The organism is Pseudolabrys sp., assembly GCF_050250095.1.
Taxonomy (GTDB): Bacteria; Pseudomonadota; Alphaproteobacteria; order Rhizobiales; family Xanthobacteraceae; genus Pseudolabrys.
In genome coordinates, this window is the sequence record NZ_JBFWPH010000008.1 from 48,251 (window position 1) to 65,649 (window position 17,399).

Consider the following 17,399-nt stretch of genomic DNA (forward strand, 5'->3'; position numbering starts at 1 on the left):
TTCAAGGCTGCGGCGCGCGGTCACGCCAGGCTCTGCGGCGCAGCGGCTTTGACGGCTCGGCTGGAGATTTTTGGGCGAACCGGGCGGGCGCCTTTTCCGCGAAACGGACCAGCCAGATCACCGGCAGGATGCCGACCGCCACAATCAGCAGCGCGGCGAGCGCGCCTTCCTCGAAGCTGCCGCGGGTGGCGAACTGGTAGATGTAGGTCGCCAGCGTCTCGGTGTTGAGCGGCCGCAGCAGCAGCGTCGCCGACAGTTCCTTCAGGCAGTCGACGAACACCAAAAGCGCCGCCCCCCACATCGCCGGCCGCGCCAGCGGCAAATAGAGGTTGCGCACGAGCGAGCGGGGGCCGGCGCCGAGCGTGCGGGCGACGTCCTCGAATTCGCCGGGGATGCGGGCGAGGCCGGCCTGCGACAGCCCGATCGCGATGGCGAGAAAGCGCACCACATAGGCGATCACCACGCCGGCGCTGGAGCCGGCGACCACGAGGCCGGGATGCGCCCCGGTGGTGTGCTCCGCAACCCGGTTGACGATCTCGTCGACGCCGACAATGGGGCTCAGCAGACCGAGCGCGAGCACGGTGCCGGGGATCGCATAGCCCATCGCCGCGACCGCCACCGCGCCGGCGATCAGCCGCGTGCGGCCGATCCGCGCCGCCATCGCGGCGAGACTGCCGAGCACCAGCACCGCGGCCGTCGCGCTCGCCGCCAGCGTCAGCGTGGTCAGGGTGTGGCGCAGAAGTTCCGGCTCGACGCCGAGCGCGAGATGCCGCGCCGCCGCTTCGCGGGCGAGGAAGCCTGCCGGCAGCAGAAAGCCGAGACAGAACGGAACGAGGCAGGCAAGCGTCGCCAGCCAGCGCCCCGCGCCCCGCAGCGGCACGCGATGGCTCATGCGCGAATCCTGCGCCGACATGGCATAGCGCTGCCGGGCGCGGCCGTAACGTTCGAGCGCGATCAGCGCCACCACCAGCGTCAGCATGGCGAGCGCGATCTGCGCGGCGCCGGGCAGGCTGCCGCGGTTGAGCCAGGTGTTGAACACCGACAGCGTCAGCGTCCGCACGCCGAGATACTCGCTGGCGCCGATGTCGTTGAGACATTCGAGCAGCGCGAGCGCGATGCCGACCGCGAGCGCCGGCCGCGACAGCGGCAACGCCACATCGCGCGCGAGCCGCCATGGCCGCGCGCCGAGCACGCGCGCGGCTTCGGTGAAGGCGGCGGTCTGGGTCTGAAACATCGCGCGGGCGGCGAGATAGACATATGGATAGAGCACCACGCCGAAGATCAGGATCGCGCCCGGCAGCGAGCGCACCTGCGGAAACCAGTAATCGGCGGCGGTCGCGAAGCCGAACTGGCTGCGCAGCGCGGTCTGCACCGGCCCCGCGGCTTCCAGCAGGTCGGCATAGACGTAAGCGGCGATATAGGTCGGGATCGCGAGCGGCAGCGGCAGCAGCCAGATCAGCGCGCCGCGCAGCGGAAACTGGTACACGGTGACGAGCCATGCGGTGCCGGCGCCGGCGATGCCGGCCAGCGCCGCGACGCCGGCCAGCAGGCCGAGCGTCTGCACCGCGCTCGGCGGAATGACAAACGAAATGAGATGCATCCACAGGCCCGCCTCGCCGCCGAGCGCGGCGGTCCGTGCGAGGCTGATCAGCGGCAACGCGGTCAGGCCCGCGAGCGCCAGCGCGATCAGCGTGCAGGCGAGCGGGGCGCGCCGGCCGGCGCCCGAACGAAAGGCCCCGCCAAAGGGCTTGCCTTGGGCGGGGCTGTCGAGCGAGGTGTCTGCGATCGTCATGGGGGCCTTATACGCCCGTCAGGTTGACCGTCAGTTATCGAAACCGACCTTGTCCACCAGCTCGGACGCGGCCTTCTTGTTGTCGCCGATCTTCGCGAGCGGCACGTCGTCCGGCTTCATCTTGCCGTAGCTCGCCACGATCGGGTTGACGGCAATGCCGTCGCGCAGCGGGTATTCGAAGTTCATGTCGGCATACATGTGCTGGGCCTGCTCGCCCATCAGCCACTCGATCAGCTTGACCGCGTTGGCCTTGTTGGGCGCGTATTTGGTCAGCACGACGCCGGAGACGTTCACATGGGTGCCGCCGTCCTTGAAGGTCGGCAGGATCACCCGCGTGGCGTCGGCCCAGGCCTTCTGCTTCTCGTTGGTCTTCATCAGCGCCCAGTAATAGGTGTTGCCGATGCCGAGGTCGCATTTGCCGGCCGCGACGTCGCGCGCGGTTTCGCGGTCGCCGCCGGAGGGCTTCTGCGCCAGATTGGCCTTCAGCCCGCGCAGCCATTCTTCCGTCTTGGCCTCGCCGTGGTGCGCGAGATAGGCGGCGAACAGCGCATTGTTGTACATGTGCTGGCCGGAGCGGATGCAGATCTTGCCCTTCCACTTCGGGTCGGCCAGTTCCTCATAGGTGATCGCATCCGCCTTGACGCGATCGTTCGACGCATAGACGACGCGCGCGCGCATCGACATGCCGAACCAGTGGCCTTCCGGGTCGCGCGCCCGCGCCGGCACCAGCTTGTCGAGCGTTGCCGACTGGATCGGCTGCGTGATGCCGGCTTTCACCGCGTCTTCGAGCCGGCCGATATCGACCGTGAGCAGGATGTCGGCGGGCGAGTTCTCGCCCTCGCTCTTGATGCGCTGTTCGAGGCCGGAGCTTGCCGAGATCACGTTGACGTCGATGCCGGTCTCTTTGGTGAAGGCCGCGAACAACGGCTGAATGAGCTTCGCTTCGCGATAGGAATAGACGTTCACTTCCTTCGGCTGGGCGTATGCGCTGCCCGCCGCGGCGATCAGCGTGGCGGCGACGGCCGTGCCGGCGAGCGCGCTCCGCAACGTGAGTGTCATGTCCAATTCTCCTGGGTTCAGTCGGCCGTGAAACGCTCGCCGCGTCTTCGCGCGCGGCTTTGCTGTGGTGCGTTTCAGTTGGAGAGGAAGACCCGACCCCAGTCAAATCGAATTCGGGTGAACGATCAATAGCTTAGAACTATTCTAGGCTGCGTTTTGCGTCGCCGTTGCGCGGCATGCGCGCGTCGGCGATCTCCGCAATCAGCTTGGCGATGATCGCCTGACCGAACGAATTGAAGTCCTTGGCTTCCATCACGAAGCTGCCGGGTCCGCCCATGACGTTGTTGCGATAGTAATTTGCCAATCCGCCCGGAGGGTTGGTGTGTTCCGGGTTCCACGGCAAGGGACGATCGCTCAGGATGACGAGGCCGTTGATGGTCATGCCGAGCGCGACCGCTTCGTCGCGCGCATCGGTGACGGCGCGGCCGGAATTGTTGGTGCCGTCGCCGGAGACGTCGATGGTGCGGCGTTTGGCCTCATACGGTGCGCGGGCGAATTGCGCGACCGAAAACTCGATCGCCGCGCTGATCGAGGTGCGGTCGGCGAAGGAGCGGCGCGACTCCATGAGCTTGTCGCCAAATTCGCGCGCCGCTTTCGGGCCGTCGATCAGCGTCCAGTCGATCACCACCTGCTGCGAGCCGACGCCCGACCATTCGACGAAGCAGACTGCGATGCGGCGGTTGAGGCCGGAGCGGATGGCGTTCAGCACGCGCGGGTCGGACAGCGCCTGCGCATAGCCTTCGCGCTGAAGCTGGTATTTCGGAGCATCGACGCTGCGCGAAACATCGGCCGCCAGCACCAGCAACAGATCGACCGCTTCGGCGGCACGCGCCATCGGCGCGGCGGCGAGCAAGGCGATCAGGACGACGGCAAGGCGCAAACTGCGGACCACGAGCGCCGACACTCCAGGGTGGGCACTTTCCTCAAGGCCGCCAAGTCTAATCCACTTTCGGGCGGGATGGAGGCGGTTCGTTGCAGGGCTTGCCTGCGGTAACCCGCGGCCGCTATCGCCGCCGTTTATCAGGCAATAACGCGGGTCGCCGGGAAAGCCACCTCGACCAGCGTGCCCTGGTCGGAGCCGCTGGTGATGGTGAAGGTGGCGCGGTTGGCTTCCGCCAGCGCCTTGATGATCGGCAGGTCGAGGCCGGTGCCGCTTGCCCCCCAGCGCGCCGCGGTGGCGATATTGCGGAACGGCTCGAGCGCGCTCACCAGTTCGCGGTCGGACAGGCCGGCGCCGGTATCGCGCACCCGCAACACCACGTCGCCGTTTTCGTTGCGCGCGGTCGAGACGATCACCTGCCCGCCGGCGCCGGTGAACTTGATCGAATGTGCCAGCAGGTTGAGCACGATCTGGCGGACCGCGCGGCTGTCCGCGACGATCGCCGGCAGATTGGCCGGCAGCGATGAGCGGATGATGACGCGGTCGCGGTTCGCCTGCGGCTGCAGCGCGGCGACGCATTGCTGCGCGATCTCGTTGAGGTTCATCGGCGTCATCGCGAGGTCGAGCTTGCCGGTCTCGATGCGCGCGAGGTCCAAGAGGTCGTTCAGCAGCGCGATCAGCCGTTCGCCGGAGGCGTGGATGCCCTGTGCGTAATCCTGATAGCGCTCGTTGCCGATCGGTCCGAAGCGCTCTTCCATCATCACCTCGGAAAAGCCGATGATGGCGTTGAGCGGCGTGCGGATATCGTGGCTGATCTTGGCGAGGAACTCGGATTTTTCAGCCGTCAGCAACTCGGCCTGATGGCGGGCGTTGACGAGATCCTCTTCCGCCTTCTTCAGCGCAGTGATGTCGCGCAGCACGGCGCAGAATTTCTCGCCGTCCGGCCCGACACGGCCGACGGTGATGTGCAGCGGCACCAGTCCGCCGCCCTGCGCGCGCGCCATCATCTCCTTGCCGGGATTGATGATGCCGGCGGTGGCGTCGCGGTTGAGCCGGTCGAGATAGTCGAGCGCGGCGCGGCGGCTCTCCGGCGCGAACAGTTCGCCGAACGTCATGTCGGACAAGGCATCGCGGTCGCGGGAAAACAGCGCGGCGGCGCCGGAATTGGCGAAGATGATCCGGCCGGTGGCGTCGATCAGCAGCACGCCGTCGGCGGCGGTGTCGAGCGCCGCGCGCAGGTTGCGGTTCTCGGACTCGAGTTCGCGGCGCGCAAGCTCGGCCGTCTTGTCGGGTGCCGCTTGCGGAGCCGGTTCGCGCGACGCGGCCGCGAGCGTGTTGATCATCAGCACCAGCGCATTGTCGCCGTCCCATGTCACGCTGAACAGCCGGCCTTCGACCGGCTTGGCGTTGCCGTCGCGCGTCGCGATGGCAAGTGACTTCGCGCCGCCGTTGCCGCTTGCGCTGCCGGGGCCGGCGGCCGGCTCGATGAACAGGCTGTCGAGGCCGCCCCCCGACGTCAGCGCGTCGAGCGTGCGATAGCCGGTCCAGTCGAGCAGGGCGCGGTTCGCGTAGATCAGCGTGTTGTAGCGATAAACCAGGATGCCGACCGGCAGCTTGTCGAGGATCGGCCGTTCGTCGCCGGCATTGACGGGCGCGGGCGGGGCAACGCTGTCGGAGCGCTGCGGCGGCGCGAGCTGACGGTCGGCGACCGGCTCGGCGCGTTCGGGACCGAAGTCGTCGTCGATCAGCGGCTTGCTGGCGCTCGCCTTCAGGCGGTCGCCGAGCTGGCGCGCAAGCTCGTGGAACGCGCTCTGCTCGTTGTCCGACAGCGACGGAGCCGGGAACGGCACGACGGTCGAGGGCGGCTGTTGCGGTGCTGCCGGCTCCGCCGTTTGCGGCGGCACGTGCGCGGCGGCGGGCGGTGCGGCCACGACCGTCGCGGTCGCCGCTGGTGTCTCGTCGCGGCAAAGTCCGAAGCCGCGGTAGCCCTGGAAGCTGCGCTCGCGGTCGAACATCGGCAGGCCGGAGAGTTCGACGGCGAGCAGGCCGCCGCCGGCCGACGGCCAAGCGGTCGCGATGCCGCTCCAGGTGTCCTGCGAGGTGAGCGCCGCCGCAATGCGCCCGTCGGGGTCGAGACCGAGCGCGCCGGCGATCTCCCGCCAGCTCTTGCCGGACAGCGCCGCGGTGCGCGCGTCGGCGCGATCGAAGAAGTCGGCGGTGAGAATGGTGAAGTGCCCGTCGGCGTCGCTTTGCCAGATGAAACGGCGGACGTCGCGCCGCGTCGTTTCGGCGGGGGCGGCGGGCGAGACAGCCGGCGAAGCGGACGGAGCGGTTGCGGGCACGGCGTCGGCGCCGCCGAACACCGCGAGCAGCGCGCCGCCATTGCCGTTGCCGAGCCGCATCAGCATCGCTGCGCCGTTGCTGCCCGTGCCGTCGCGCAGCGCCGTCGCCGCGAGGTCGCCGAGGCCGAGCGCGGCAAGCGTCTTCGCGCCGTTGAGCGAGGCGGCGGCTTCCGGTGAGGCCGCGATCAGATCGCCGCTCGCGCTGAAGATCGCGGCCGGCCCGCGATGGCCGGCGAGCAGCGCCTGCGCGCGCTCATCGATGCTGAGACTGGTCTTTGCGGGTTCGACCGCCGCGATCAGGATGCCGTCGCCGCCGTCGGCGAGCGCGATGCGCTGGCAGCGGCAGGTGAGCACGCCGCCGACGCCGGCGCCGGGGCCGCGCAGCCGTTCGAGCCGCGCCGCGCCTTGCGGCAGCGACTGCGCGATCTGCGCGGCGCGTGCGGCGAGCGCGTCGGCATGCGCGCGCTGAACCGCTGCACCGACAGGATTGGACCAGAGGAGCCGCGTGCCGTCGCCCGACCACAGCCATGCCGGCGTCGCGCTCATGGCGTGCGCGGCGAGCGCAGGCGCGGCGAGGAGGGCATAGGGTTGATGCGAGCCGTTCATTGTTTCGGCGATCGTTATGGATAACGAAGAATTAATACGGCCGCGCTGTGGCAAGGTCCACGCAAAGCCCGCCAAATCAGGCTGCGATGAACCGGTATGGTTAATTTCACCGGGCAGCCCGCAGGCGACACATTGCTGAACAATTCCTGTGGTGAGCTTGCAGCCGTCTAATCCACGAGCAGATCCGATTTTGCCAGCAGGAGGCGTTCATGGCCGCAAGCAACACGCCGTTTTTTGAATTTCCCCCCGAATTTCAGAAAATCGCCGAGAAAAACGCCGAGCAGATGCGCGAGGCTTTCGGCCAGTTCGTCGGCGCCACGCGCGAGGCCGTCCGGCATGTCGAAGGCCACATGGAAACCGCGATGACGGGCGCGCGCGACGTCCGCGAGACCGCGCTGCGGATGGCGGAGCAGAACATCGCCAATTCCTTCCAGTTCGCGCAGGCGCTTCTGGCCGCCAGGGACGCCCAGGACGTCGTCCACATCCACTCCGAATTCGTCAAAACCCAGATGGCGGCCCTGACCGACCAGGCCCAGGACCTCGCCCGGAAGGCCTCGAAAATGGCAGAGCCGCCGGCGAAGGGCTCTGCCGCGCCCAAGGATGGCGGCAAGGACGCCGGTAAAGGCGGCAAAGCGGCCTGATCGGCCGGCAGTTACGGACGGCAGGGTGGGACGCGCCAGGCCGGTCCGCCAAAACGGCATACCGCAATGCAAAATTTCATGTTGCATTGCACAATAAGTCGCCTATATTGGGTTCACGAAAGCCGGAGACTGCGCCCGACGTTGCGTATGCGGCCGCGCAGTCAGAGTCTGGGAACTGAGCGAAACACAGCCAACGAGGATCACCGCCATGAGCGACACCGTCTCCACGGCCCCGAAAGCCAAGGCCAAGCCGGCCCCCGCTTTCGAACTGCCGAAGTTTGAAATCCCGAAGTTCGACGTTCCGAAGTTCGAAGTTCCGACCGCCTATCGCGAATTCGCCGAGAAGGGCATTTCGCAAGCCAAGGAAAACTACGAGAAATTCAAGTCGGCCGCCGAGGAAGCCACCGACGTCCTCGAAGACACCTACGCGACCGCCTCCAAGGGCGCGGCCACCTACGGCCAGAAGGTGATCGAAACCGCGCGCGCCAATGCCAATGCGGCGTTCGATTTCTACGGCGAGCTGTTCTCGGCGAAGTCCTATTCGGACGTGCTCGAGATCTCGACCGCCTACCTGCACAAGCAGTTCGACACGCTGACCGCGCAGTCGAAGGACCTCGCGGCCTGCGCCCAGAAGGTCGCGACCGAGACGGCCGAGCCGCTCAAGGAAGGCTTCGCCAGCGCGATGAAGAAGGCGGCCTGAGGCCGTCTTTCCAGAGACCATTGATGGGCGCGGCGGACTTCCCCGCGCGGCATCCGAAATCCTCCTGACTTCAAGGCCCGGATCGTCCGATCCGGGCCTTTTTGTTTTGGCGGGACGCAGGCAGCGGGACGGAAACCATGGTGCCGGCGTCAGGGCTGTTTGGCTTGCCAAACCGGCCCGCCGCACCTAGGTTCGCGCCGCTGCCGGCCGCCATAGCGCGCGCGCCCCGCGGCACCCGTGCAGGCGTAGCTCAGTTGGTTAGAGCGCCGGTCTGTGGAACCGGAGGTCGGTGGTTCGAGTCCACCCGCCTGTACCATCGCCGCTTGTGAACGGCGGTCTTGCGCAAGCGCACAACAATTCGCGGCTCGACAATAAAAAACGCCGGCGACACGCGCCGGCGTTTTTGTCTTTGCGGCCTTGGGTGGCGCTACCGCCAGCTCGTATAGCGGCCGTTGTTGTCGGTGCGCCGGCGGGCCGGCGGTACATAGGTCTCGCGCGGCTGCGGGCCGCCGAACAGGAAGTCGAAGAAGTTCGGACCGCCCGAATAGCCGCCGCCGCCGAAGGTGCCCGGCGCGACGCGCACCGGCTTGGCCGAGGTGTTCGGCGGCCTGTCTATCGCGATATCGGCGATCTTGCGCTCGCTGCCCTTGAGGATCGCGAGCATGCGGGCGTCGCGGCCGTAGACATCCTCGCGCAGCTGCAGCTTGCCCTCGTCGTCGACGAAAGCGGTCTGATAGGTCAGGTGCACGCGGATGTGCTTGGGGAAGTTGATGTTGATCTCGCTGCCGCCGAACATCTTCTCGAGCCGGGCCGCGGTGTAGTGCTCCTGCGGCAGCGCGAGCGACAGCAGCACCTCGCCGTATTTCAGCGGGTTCTCGACGCGCATGCAGCCGTGGCTGTAGGCGCGGCGCGGCCGTGCGAACAGGTGCTTGTCCGGCGTGTCGTGCTGATAGACCAGGAACTTGTTCGGGAAGTTGAAGCGGATGCGGCCGAGCGCGTTGCCGGCACCCGGCGGCTGGTAGATGCGCACGGTGCCGTCGGCGGCCTGCTCGACCTTGAGGCCGATGCGGTCGAGCGCGTTCGGGTCTTCCTGCAACGCCGGCAGATACTCGTTCTGGATGATCGAGGGCGGCACGTTCCAGGTCGGATTGACCGTGATGAACTTCATGTCCGCCGAGATCAGCGGCGTCGCCTTGCCCGGCAGGCCGACCACGATCTTGGTCGTCCAGTACACCTTCTCGTCGTTGTAGACGGTGAGGCGATAGTCGGGGATGTTGACGATCACGCGCGGGTTGCCGAGGTCGCGGTCGTACCAGCGCCAGCGATCCATGTTGGCGATGATCATGTCGACCGGATTGCCGATCTTGGCGGCCGGGCTTTCCTCGCCGTTCAGCGCGGCGAGCGTGGCGGGGCCGACATTGCCGTCGACGCCGATGCGCGAGTCCTTCTGGAACTTGGTCACCGCGGCCTGCACGTCGTTGTCATAGACGTTGCTGTCCGGGTGTTCGGCCATCTTCAGCCGCTTGCGCAGCAGAACGACGCGCTCGTCCTTCATGCCGGGCTTCATCACCTTGCCGGCGGGAATGCGAACGACCTTTTCCTTCTTCGGCTCGTCCTTCGGGTCGTGCTTGCCGGCGCGCGCGTCGGCCAGCGCCTGCTTCAGCGCCTGATAGGCGTGATGCTGCGGCTCGAAGCCGTTGAGCGTCTTGGCGGCGTCGTCGCTCGCGGCGAGTTGCTTCAGCACGTCTTCGGGGCTGGGCCGATCCTGCGTGAAGCTGATGTCGGCGGCGACACGGGTGTAGTTGACGCGGCCGTAAAGCGCGTGGCGCGAATAGGTCAGCGCCGCCGCGGTAAGCTTCATCTCCGCGTCGGCAAGCGCGTCGGCGCCGCTCGCGGCGGCGAAGTCGGGCGTCGGATATTCGCTCGGGTCGAGACCGTCGCGGTCGACATGCGCGAGATAGTCGATCGCCGACTTGGCCTTTGCATTGACGGCGCCGTCGGTCAGCCACACCGGCGCGAAGGCGCGCGCCTTGTAGAAGGCCTCGACCGCGGTGCGCTCGTCGCGGCGCAATCCCAGGCGGTCGGCCTTTGCCGGCACGAGTTCGCGCAGCTTCGCGGCGATCTCGGCATTCTTGTCGACGGCGGCCGGTGCGGGCGCGGCCGTCTGCGTCACGGGCTTGTCGGTCGCGGCGGGCGTTGCAGCCTGCGCCGGCGCAGGCTCGGCGGGTTTCGCCGCTGCGGCGTCGGCCGGCTTGTCGGATGACGGTGCCGGCGCAGCCGTAGCGGCCGGCGCAGCGGCGTCGCCGCTCGGCGCGGCCGTTGTACCGGCAGGCTTGGCGCTGTCGGTCGCGGCCGGAGTGGTTTCGGATGCCGCCGGTGTGGTTTGCGCCAAGGCAGGGATGCTGGCAGGGGCGCTGATCAAAACGAGGGCGAGGGCAGTTCCAGTCAGAAAGCCGTCAAATCGGGCACGCACCGGGGCTTCTCCAAGATTCCAAAAAGCCGTTCGCCCCCGATTATGGGGGCGAACCGTTAGCTAATTATTCCACAGAGCCGGTGCAATTGACACGGGTGCGCAGCAACATGACGCCGCGGCGTGACTATTTTGCACCGCTAACGGGATACCGGCCGCAATTGCGGCGGCGTCAGGCAGCTTGCGCTTTTGCCAGCTTTTTCAACACGAAGTCATATTCGACGACATAGAAGGGTTCGTTCAGCGTTTCCCCGGTCGGGGTTTTACCGCCGGACTTCTTCTTGAAATCCACAATCAGCGGCTCCTTCACGCCGTAGACCACGTCGCTGTCGATGTACTCATCGCCCTGCTGGAACAGGTGCGTCACGACTCTGTGATAGCCGGGCGCTTCGACGCAGAAGTGGATATGGGCCGGGCGCATGTGGCTGATGTTGGTGCTGCTGACCAGTTCGCCGACCGGGCCGTCCATCGGGATCGTGTAGCCGATCGGGGCGACCGTGCGCAGCGCGTAGGAGCCGTCGCCCTGGCTGCGGAACTTGCCGCGCATCCACGGCTCCGAGGTGTCGCGCTGCGATTCATAAAGCCCTTCGCCGTCGGTCTGCCACAGGTCGAGCAGCGCGCCGGGAACCGGCTCGCCGTCGAGCCCGCGCACCTTTCCGACCACGTAAGTCGGGATGCCCGGCGCGCCTTCGGCCATGTTGCCGCCATTGGCGATGTCCGGCGAATTCGGAATGTGGAACGGTCCTTCGACCGTGGTCGGCGTCGCGCCGGTCGGCAGCCGGTGATTGATCGAGTCGACCAGCATGCTGACGCCCATCACGTCGGAGAACAGGATCATCTCCTGACGCTTCTCGCTGGAAATCTGCCCGGTGCGGGTCAGCCAGTCGATCGCCTGGGCCCATTCGGCCTCGGTCGGCTCGATGTCGCGCACGAACGAGTGAACGTGCTTGATGAGCGACTGCATCACCTGCTTGAGACGCGGATTGTCGATGTCCTGCCAGCGCTTCATCACCACGTCGGTCAGGTTCTCTTCGGTGACATAAGTCATATGTGTTCCTCCCAAGCCGGTCCGACGATGCGCTGGCGAAAAGCCAGAGATGTCGGGCGAGACGGTTCGTCGCGCGGCGTTTCCCACAATTCTAATGTCGAGTGTATCCGGCCCCCGCCGGTCGCGGTCAATAGCGCGGGCCGCGTTACGGCGCCGGGGATTGCGAAATGCTGCCCACTCCCGCCGTTTTGCTTTCTTTGCATGACTTGAAAGGCAAGGCCGCGCAAAAAGCGTCGCCGGCGGTCGAATTTGTCAGGTTGTCGGAAACGACGCCCGCCGAAAACCGGGTCGCCAAAAGGAAGAACCGGGCTCCGTGAGGAGCCCGGTTTTAGAGAGCCGGCGTGGGGGGCCGGCTACATCTACCAGAGGGGAACAAACTGCACGCCGCTTGATCTGGGAGGATACGGCTGGCGTTGCAGCGAGGTTGATTATGCGGAGATGCGACGGCGGAACAATCGGGGTAGCCGCATGTCTGCCATGTCGTTTCGCGAATGCGGTGAAATACCGCGGACCGTCGCGTTTGTGCCGCCGTCAGAAATTCCAGCGTTGCGCGTTTGCCACAAGAAAGTCACGAAACACCTGAATGCGCGCAACCGACTTCAACTCTTCCGGGTAGACAAAATAGGCGTCGATCGCGAGCGCATCCTGCTCGCCGAACAGCTGCACCAGTCCGCCGTTTTCCTCGACCAGATAATCCGGCAGCATCGCGACGCCGAGGCCGCGCTGACACGCGCGCAGCAGACCGAGCACGTTGTTGACGCTCAGCGCGGCGACGCGCGGGTCCTTGCCCTCGCGGCCGATTTCGGTGAGCCAGCGGCGGTTCTGCAGATAAGCCGGCACGGTGTTGCCGCCCAAGAGAACGATGCGGTGGCTGTCGAGATCCTCGTGCGTGCGCGGCGTGCCTGCGCGCTTGAGATAATCGGGCGAGGCGTAAGCGTGGAAGCGAACCGAGAACAGCTTGCGCTGGATCAGATCCGGCTGCGTCGGCTGGCGCAGGCGGATCGCGACGTCGGCCTCGCGCATCGCGAGGTCGAGCTCTTCGTCGGTGGTGATCAGCGTGATCTGGATGTCGGGATAGAGGTCGAGGAATTCGCCGAGCCGCGGCGTCAGCCAGTGCACGCCGATGCCCTGCGTGGTCGAGACGCGCAGTTCGCCGTTCGGCCGCTCGCGGCTGTCGGTCAGCTTGGTGCGCGCGGCCTCGAGCTTCATGAAGACTTCATGCGCGGTGCGGTACAGCAACTCGCCCTGTTCGGTGAGGATCAGGCCGCGCGCATGGCGATGGAACAGCGACACCGAAAGCTCGGCTTCGAGCGCCGACACCTGGCGCGAGACGGCGGATTGCGAGAGGCCGAGCCGCTCGCCCGCGTGGGTGAACGAGCCGGCCTCGGCCGCGGCGTGGAACACCTTGAGCTTGTCCCAGTCCATCGAGTTGTTGCGTGTCGGTATTGTCATTCGGCTGCGCGGCGCTCCTCATGCACGGCAAGGAAGCGCTCGGCCTCGAGCGCGGCCATGCAGCCCTGACCTGCGGCGGTGACGGCCTGCCGGTAGATGTCGTCGGTGACGTCGCCGGCGGCGAACACGCCGGTCACCGAGGTCGCGGTCGAATGCGGCGCGGTCTCGATATAGCCCGACGGCTTCATCTTCAACTGGCTGGCGAACAGTTCGGAGGAGGGCGTGTGGCCGATGGCGATGAACACGCCGTCGATCGTGCGCTCGCTGGTCTCGCCGGTCTTGACGTTCTTCAGGCGGACGCGATTGACCTTCATCGGGTTGTCGTCGCCCATGACTTCGTCGAGCACGGTGTCCCAGATCACCTCGATCTTGGGGTGCTTGAACAGCCGGTCCTGCAGGATGCGCTCGGCGCGGAAATGGTCGCGCCGGTGAACGACCGTCACCTTGGCGGCGAAGTTGGTCAGGAACAGCGACTCCTCGACCGCGGTGTTGCCGCCGCCGACCACGATGACTTCCTTGTTGCGATAGAAGAAGCCGTCGCAGGTCGCGCAGGCCGACACGCCGTAGCCCTTGAACTTCTGCTCGGAGGGAAGTTCCAGCCAGCGCGCCTGCGCGCCGGTCGCCACGATCAGCGTCTCGGCGAGATAGACGTCGCCGGAGTCGCATTCGAGCCGGAACGGCCGCTTGGAAAGGTCCGCCTTGTTGACGTGATCGGTGACGATCCGGGTCCCGACATGCTCGGCCTGCTTCTGCATCTGCTCCATCAGCCAGGGGCCCTGGATGACGTCGGCAAAGCCCGGATAGTTCTCCACGTCGGTGGTGATGGTGAGCTGGCCGCCGGGCTGGATGCCCTGGATCAGGATCGGCTGCAGCATCGCGCGCGCCGCATAGATCGCGGCCGTGTAGCCCGCAGGGCCCGAGCCAATGATCACGACCTTGGCGTGAGTGGTTTTCGACATAACGCTTGCGCCCCCCGGCTTGGCGCCATTTTGGCCTGCATCCCGACCATACGGAACCGGCCCTTTATGGAGGCTCCAATCTAGGGTCTTTGCCGAGCTATGCAAGATACGCAACCCGTCGGACGCACAAACGTGATCTGGCGGTGGAGAGCCTGAATAGCGGGTTTCTCGCCGCTTATTCCGGCGCGCAATGCTCGCTATTCCGTCGCGCAATAATCTTTCGCGAAACATTGTTTCGCGGTATGGATGATGTGCCGCAGGAATTCAGCCCGGAGCTGCCGCTTGTCGTCCCGCCTCGATGAAATCGATCGCAAGATTCTGAGGGAGCTTCAGGCCGACGGCCGTATCACCAATGTGGAGCTGGCGCGCCGCGTCGGCATCTCGGCGCCGCCGTGCCTGCGGCGCGTGCGCGCGCTCGAGGAGGACGGCTACATCCGCGGCTACCGCGCGCTGCTCGACGAGAAGCTGCTCGGCTACGAGGTCACCGCCTTCGCGATGGTGAACCTGGCGAGTCAGGCCGAAGCCGACCTCGCCGCCTTCATGAAATACATCGGCAACGAGCCGCTGGTGCGCGAGAGCTGGATGCTGTCGGGCGAAACCGACTTCCTGCTCAAATGCGTGGCCTCCGACCTGAAAGCCTTTCAGTCGCTGGTCGACCGGCTCACCGCCGCGCCGAATGTGCGCAACGTCAAGACATCGCTGACGCTGCGCAACGCCAAGGACGAACCGATCGTCCCGATGTAGGGCGGTCGGGCGCGCGACGCCGCGCGCACAGGCTGGGACGGGGGCGATTGCGGAGGCGGACGCAATGCGCGCGAGGAATGGTCTGAAGGCGGCGGTTGTCATCGCCGTCATCGTCGCCGCGGTCGCGGCCTCGGTCGTCTATATTGCGTTTCAGGTCAGTCCGTGGCCGTCCGCGCTGCTGTTGCGCCACGCCTTCAACAAAGGTGGCGCCGCGATGGCGCAGGCGCTCGAGAAGCATGTGCCACCCGGCGTTACGGCGCTGACCGACCAGCACTACGATCCCGCCGACGGCGACGCTTATCTCGATGTGTTCGCGCCCACGCCGTCCGGCGCGGCGGGTCCGCTGCCGCTGGTCGTGTGGGTTCATGGCGGCGGCTGGCTGTCCGGCAGCAAAAGCGACGTCGCGAACTACGCCAAGATCATCGCGGCCAAAGGCTATGTTGTCGCCAGTCTCGACTATTCGCTGGCGCCGGGCGCGACGTTCCCGGCGCCGGTGCGGCAGATCAATGCCGCTCTCAAATATCTCGCTGCCAATGCGCAGCGGTTGCGGCTCGATCCGCGGCGGATCGTGCTGGCCGGCGACTCGGCCGGCGCGCATCTCGTGGCGGTCACGGCGAACGCCATCGCGGTGCCGGAATATGCCGACGCCATCGGCGTGACGCCGGCGATCGCGCGGGCGCAACTGGCGGGCGTCGTGCTGTTCTGCGGGCCTTATGCGCTCGATACGCTCCGGCTCGCGGGTCCGTTCGGCAAGATGGTGCGCACCATGCTGTGGTCGTTCAGCGGCAATGCCGATTTTCGCGACGATCCGGTTTTCGCCAATGCCTGGGTGCTGAACTTCGTCGGGCGCGATTTCCCGCCGGCCTTCATCTCGGTCGGCAATGCCGATGCGCTGGCACCGCAGTCGGTCGCGCTGGCCGACCGGCTCGCCGCGCGCGGCGTTCGCGTCGAGCGGCTGTTCTTTCCGCAGGATCGCCAGCCGCCGCTGCGCCACGAATACCAGTTCGATCTCGACAGCGCCGGCGGCAAGCAGGCGCTCGACGCCATGCTGGGATTCCTCAAGCGCGTGACCGCGCCGGAGTAGCGCGAGGCGAGGCGAGGACAGTGGCCCACCGGCGGCTGCGAAGGCGCGAAATATCTCCGGTGAAATTTCATCCATGGAATTTCACCTATTAATTTTGGCCTCGTGAATTTCATGCTGTGACTTTCATTGCCGGAAAGCATTCGACCCATTCGTCCGGCGCCGTTGACCGGCAGGCCGCGGTCCGGCCATAGAAGCCGCGCCGGGCCGCACCGTGGCCCGGCGTCATGGCTTCAGGACGACGAACGACAGTGACCGGACTTCCTCCACGCGCGGATGTCGTGATCCGCGACGCCTATGTGATGACGATGGATGCCGCGCGCGGCGATCTCGCGCCGGGTTCCGTCCATGTCCGCAATGGCGTCATCGTCGCGGTCGGGGAGGCGATCGACGCGCCGGGCGCTCAGGTGATCGAGGGCGCCGGCAAGATCGTGATGCCGGGCCTGATCGACACCCATTGGCACTGCTGGAACACGCTGTTCCGCAGCTTTTCCGGCGATACGCCGGAGCACGGCTATTTCCCGACGGTGGCGCGCTTCGGCATGCAGATGACGCCGCAGGACATGGCCGCGAGCGTGTCGCTCGCCGCCGCCGAGGCGATCAATTCCGGCACCACCTTCGTTCACGACTGGTGCCACAACGTGCGCAGCAAGGCGCATGCCGACGCCGATCTCGGCGCGCTCGCGGCAAGCGGCATCCGCGCGCGCTTCTCCTGCGGCTGGCGGCAGGGTCTGCCCGACGATGAGCCGGTCGATCAGGCGCCGCTCGAAGACTTCGCGATGGGCTGGAAGACTTGCGGCCATGAGGGGCTGATCGACCTCGGCGCGGCGTGGCGCGGGCCGTTCCGCGCCGGTCCGATCGCGGAAAAATTCTACCGCGCGGAATTCGAGAACGCGCGCCGGCTCGGCCTGCCGGTCACCGTCCATTGCGGCAGCGCGCGCGGCGCCAAGGACCAGATCGCCAAGCTCGCGCGCGAGGGCCTGCTCGGCCCCGACGTCCAGATCATCCACGGCCTTGCGGCGTCGCCCGACGAGATCGCCGCGATGAAGGAGACGGGCGCGGCGATCAGTTTCTCGCCGGGCAGCGAACTGCGCATCGGCTTCGGCCTCACCGTGCTGTCGCAATGCCTCGAGGCCGGCATTCCCGTCGGTGCGTCGATGGACACCTCGGCCTTGACCGGCGCCTCCAGCATGTTCGCGATCCTCAAGCTGATGCGCGATGTCGAGAACGGCGTCTGGGAAAGCGAGTTCAAGCTCGCCGCGCGGCGGGCGCTCGAGATCGGCACCATCGAAGGCGCGCGCTCGATGGGGCTGGCCGACAAGATCGGCTCGCTCACGTCGGGCAAGCGTGCCGATCTCATCATGATCGATCCCGACACGCTCAACATGGGCGTCGTCACCGATGTCGCGCACACCGTGCTCGAATGCACGCTGCCGGAAAACATCGACACCGTGATGGTCGACGGCCGCATTCTCAAGCGCGCCGGCAAGCTCACCGCGATCGATCCGCAGGCGGTGATCGCCGATGCGCGTACCGCGCTCGCCGGCATCCGCACCCGCGCGAAGTGGCGCTAGGTTCTCGTCAAGTTGACTCGCCCTGTCGCCGGGCGTAAGACGCGCCCGTCA

The 17,399-nt window shown here is 66.7% G+C and carries 15 protein-coding genes and 1 tRNA gene; 7 read left to right on the forward strand and 9 right to left on the reverse strand.

The annotated features are described in order from the left end of the window. Position 1: 1 nt before the first annotated feature. From AB7F10_RS19005 to AB7F10_RS19025, 5 genes are all read right to left on the reverse strand, one after another. A complete protein-coding gene (locus AB7F10_RS19005) occupies positions 2-1,792 on the reverse strand; it encodes an ABC transporter permease (RefSeq protein ID WP_428563684.1) in 1,791 nt (596 codons plus the stop codon). Positions 1,793-1,822: 30 nt separating this feature from the next. After that, positions 1,823-2,851, reverse strand: coding sequence for a Fe(3+) ABC transporter substrate-binding protein (locus AB7F10_RS19010; RefSeq protein WP_428563681.1), 1,029 nt, complete (start codon positions 2,849-2,851; stop codon positions 1,823-1,825). Between the two features lie 139 nt (positions 2,852-2,990). After that, positions 2,991-3,743, reverse strand: coding sequence for a DUF1194 domain-containing protein (locus tag AB7F10_RS19015; protein WP_428563678.1), 753 nt, complete (start codon positions 3,741-3,743; stop codon positions 2,991-2,993). Positions 3,744-3,871: 128 nt separating this feature from the next. Then, positions 3,872-6,679 (reverse strand): PAS domain-containing sensor histidine kinase, encoded by a 2,808-nt coding sequence (locus AB7F10_RS19020; protein ID WP_428563675.1) that lies wholly within the window; start codon positions 6,677-6,679, stop codon positions 3,872-3,874. Between the two features lie 167 nt (positions 6,680-6,846). After that, a complete protein-coding gene (locus AB7F10_RS19025; RefSeq protein ID WP_428563672.1) occupies positions 6,847-7,029 on the reverse strand; it encodes a hypothetical protein in 183 nt (60 codons plus the stop codon). Between AB7F10_RS19025 and AB7F10_RS19030 the strand changes: the two genes are divergently transcribed. The 3 genes from AB7F10_RS19030 (at position 7,030) to AB7F10_RS19040 (ending at position 8,336) form a co-directional block, all read left to right on the forward strand. Then, positions 7,030-7,320, forward strand: a complete 291-nt coding sequence (locus AB7F10_RS19030) for a phasin family protein (RefSeq protein ID WP_428563669.1) — start codon at positions 7,030-7,032, stop codon at positions 7,318-7,320. A 208-nt stretch (positions 7,321-7,528) separates the two neighbouring features. Then, the gene (locus AB7F10_RS19035; protein ID WP_428563666.1) at positions 7,529-8,020 is read left to right on the forward strand and encodes a phasin; all 492 of its coding nucleotides are present in this window, start codon (positions 7,529-7,531) and stop codon (positions 8,018-8,020) included. Between the two features lie 239 nt (positions 8,021-8,259). Next, positions 8,260-8,336: transfer RNA gene (locus tag AB7F10_RS19040), tRNA-His, on the forward strand. 111 nt (positions 8,337-8,447) lie between these two features. Here AB7F10_RS19040 and AB7F10_RS19045 read toward each other — a convergent pair. Further along, positions 8,448-10,412 (reverse strand): L,D-transpeptidase family protein, encoded by a 1,965-nt coding sequence (locus AB7F10_RS19045; protein ID WP_428563663.1) that lies wholly within the window; start codon positions 10,410-10,412, stop codon positions 8,448-8,450. A 250-nt stretch (positions 10,413-10,662) separates the two neighbouring features. After that, positions 10,663-11,538 carry a dioxygenase gene (locus tag AB7F10_RS19050; RefSeq protein ID WP_428563660.1) on the reverse strand — a complete coding sequence of 292 codons (876 nt, stop codon included), beginning with the start codon at positions 11,536-11,538 and terminating at the stop codon, positions 10,663-10,665. 167 nt (positions 11,539-11,705) lie between these two features. Between AB7F10_RS19050 and AB7F10_RS19055 the strand changes: the two genes are divergently transcribed. Further along, entirely contained in the window at positions 11,706-11,855 is a 150-nt protein-coding gene (locus tag AB7F10_RS19055) for a hypothetical protein (protein WP_428563657.1), read from the forward strand. Between the two features lie 214 nt (positions 11,856-12,069). Here the strand turns inward: AB7F10_RS19055 and AB7F10_RS19060 are convergent, their stop codons facing one another. Both AB7F10_RS19060 and trxB read right to left on the reverse strand, forming a co-directional pair. Then, the gene (locus AB7F10_RS19060) at positions 12,070-12,963 is read right to left on the reverse strand and encodes a LysR family transcriptional regulator (RefSeq protein ID WP_428563816.1); all 894 of its coding nucleotides are present in this window, start codon (positions 12,961-12,963) and stop codon (positions 12,070-12,072) included. A 23-nt stretch (positions 12,964-12,986) separates the two neighbouring features. Continuing rightward, positions 12,987-13,949, reverse strand: a complete 963-nt coding sequence (gene trxB, locus AB7F10_RS19065) for a thioredoxin-disulfide reductase (RefSeq protein WP_428563655.1) — start codon at positions 13,947-13,949, stop codon at positions 12,987-12,989. Between the two features lie 282 nt (positions 13,950-14,231). Here trxB and AB7F10_RS19070 point away from each other — a divergent pair, with 282 nt between their 5' ends. The 3 genes from AB7F10_RS19070 (at position 14,232) to AB7F10_RS19080 (ending at position 17,348) form a co-directional block, all read left to right on the forward strand. Further along, entirely contained in the window at positions 14,232-14,693 is a 462-nt protein-coding gene (locus AB7F10_RS19070; RefSeq protein ID WP_428563653.1) for an Lrp/AsnC family transcriptional regulator, read from the forward strand. 64 nt (positions 14,694-14,757) lie between these two features. Further along, on the forward strand, positions 14,758-15,777 hold the full coding sequence (locus tag AB7F10_RS19075; RefSeq protein ID WP_428563651.1) for an alpha/beta hydrolase: 1,020 nt from the start codon (positions 14,758-14,760) through the stop codon (positions 15,775-15,777). 248 nt (positions 15,778-16,025) lie between these two features. Beyond that, the gene (locus AB7F10_RS19080) at positions 16,026-17,348 is read left to right on the forward strand and encodes an amidohydrolase family protein (RefSeq protein ID WP_428563649.1); all 1,323 of its coding nucleotides are present in this window, start codon (positions 16,026-16,028) and stop codon (positions 17,346-17,348) included. Positions 17,349-17,399 lie beyond the last annotated feature (51 nt).

What these genes read in the sequence shown, in the direction of transcription:
- AB7F10_RS19050 (WP_428563660.1), bottom strand. Translation starts at nt 11,538, where the DNA reads ATGACTTATGTCACCGAAGAGAACCTGACCGACGTGGTGATGAAGCGC.
- AB7F10_RS19060 (WP_428563816.1), bottom strand. Translation starts at nt 12,963, where the DNA reads ATGGACTGGGACAAGCTCAAGGTGTTCCACGCCGCGGCCGAGGCCGGC.
- AB7F10_RS19075 (WP_428563651.1), top strand. Translation starts at nt 14,758, where the DNA reads ATGCGCGCGAGGAATGGTCTGAAGGCGGCGGTTGTCATCGCCGTCATC.
- AB7F10_RS19030 (WP_428563669.1), top strand. Translation starts at nt 7,030, where the DNA reads ATGGAAACCGCGATGACGGGCGCGCGCGACGTCCGCGAGACCGCGCTG.
- AB7F10_RS19010 (WP_428563681.1), bottom strand. Translation starts at nt 2,851, where the DNA reads ATGACACTCACGTTGCGGAGCGCGCTCGCCGGCACGGCCGTCGCCGCC.
- AB7F10_RS19020 (WP_428563675.1), bottom strand. Translation starts at nt 6,679, where the DNA reads ATGAACGGCTCGCATCAACCCTATGCCCTCCTCGCCGCGCCTGCGCTC.
- AB7F10_RS19055 (WP_428563657.1), top strand. Translation starts at nt 11,706, where the DNA reads ATGCTGCCCACTCCCGCCGTTTTGCTTTCTTTGCATGACTTGAAAGGC.
- trxB (WP_428563655.1), bottom strand. Translation starts at nt 13,949, where the DNA reads ATGTCGAAAACCACTCACGCCAAGGTCGTGATCATTGGCTCGGGCCCT.
- AB7F10_RS19035 (WP_428563666.1), top strand. Translation starts at nt 7,529, where the DNA reads ATGAGCGACACCGTCTCCACGGCCCCGAAAGCCAAGGCCAAGCCGGCC.
- AB7F10_RS19005 (WP_428563684.1), bottom strand. Translation starts at nt 1,792, where the DNA reads ATGACGATCGCAGACACCTCGCTCGACAGCCCCGCCCAAGGCAAGCCC.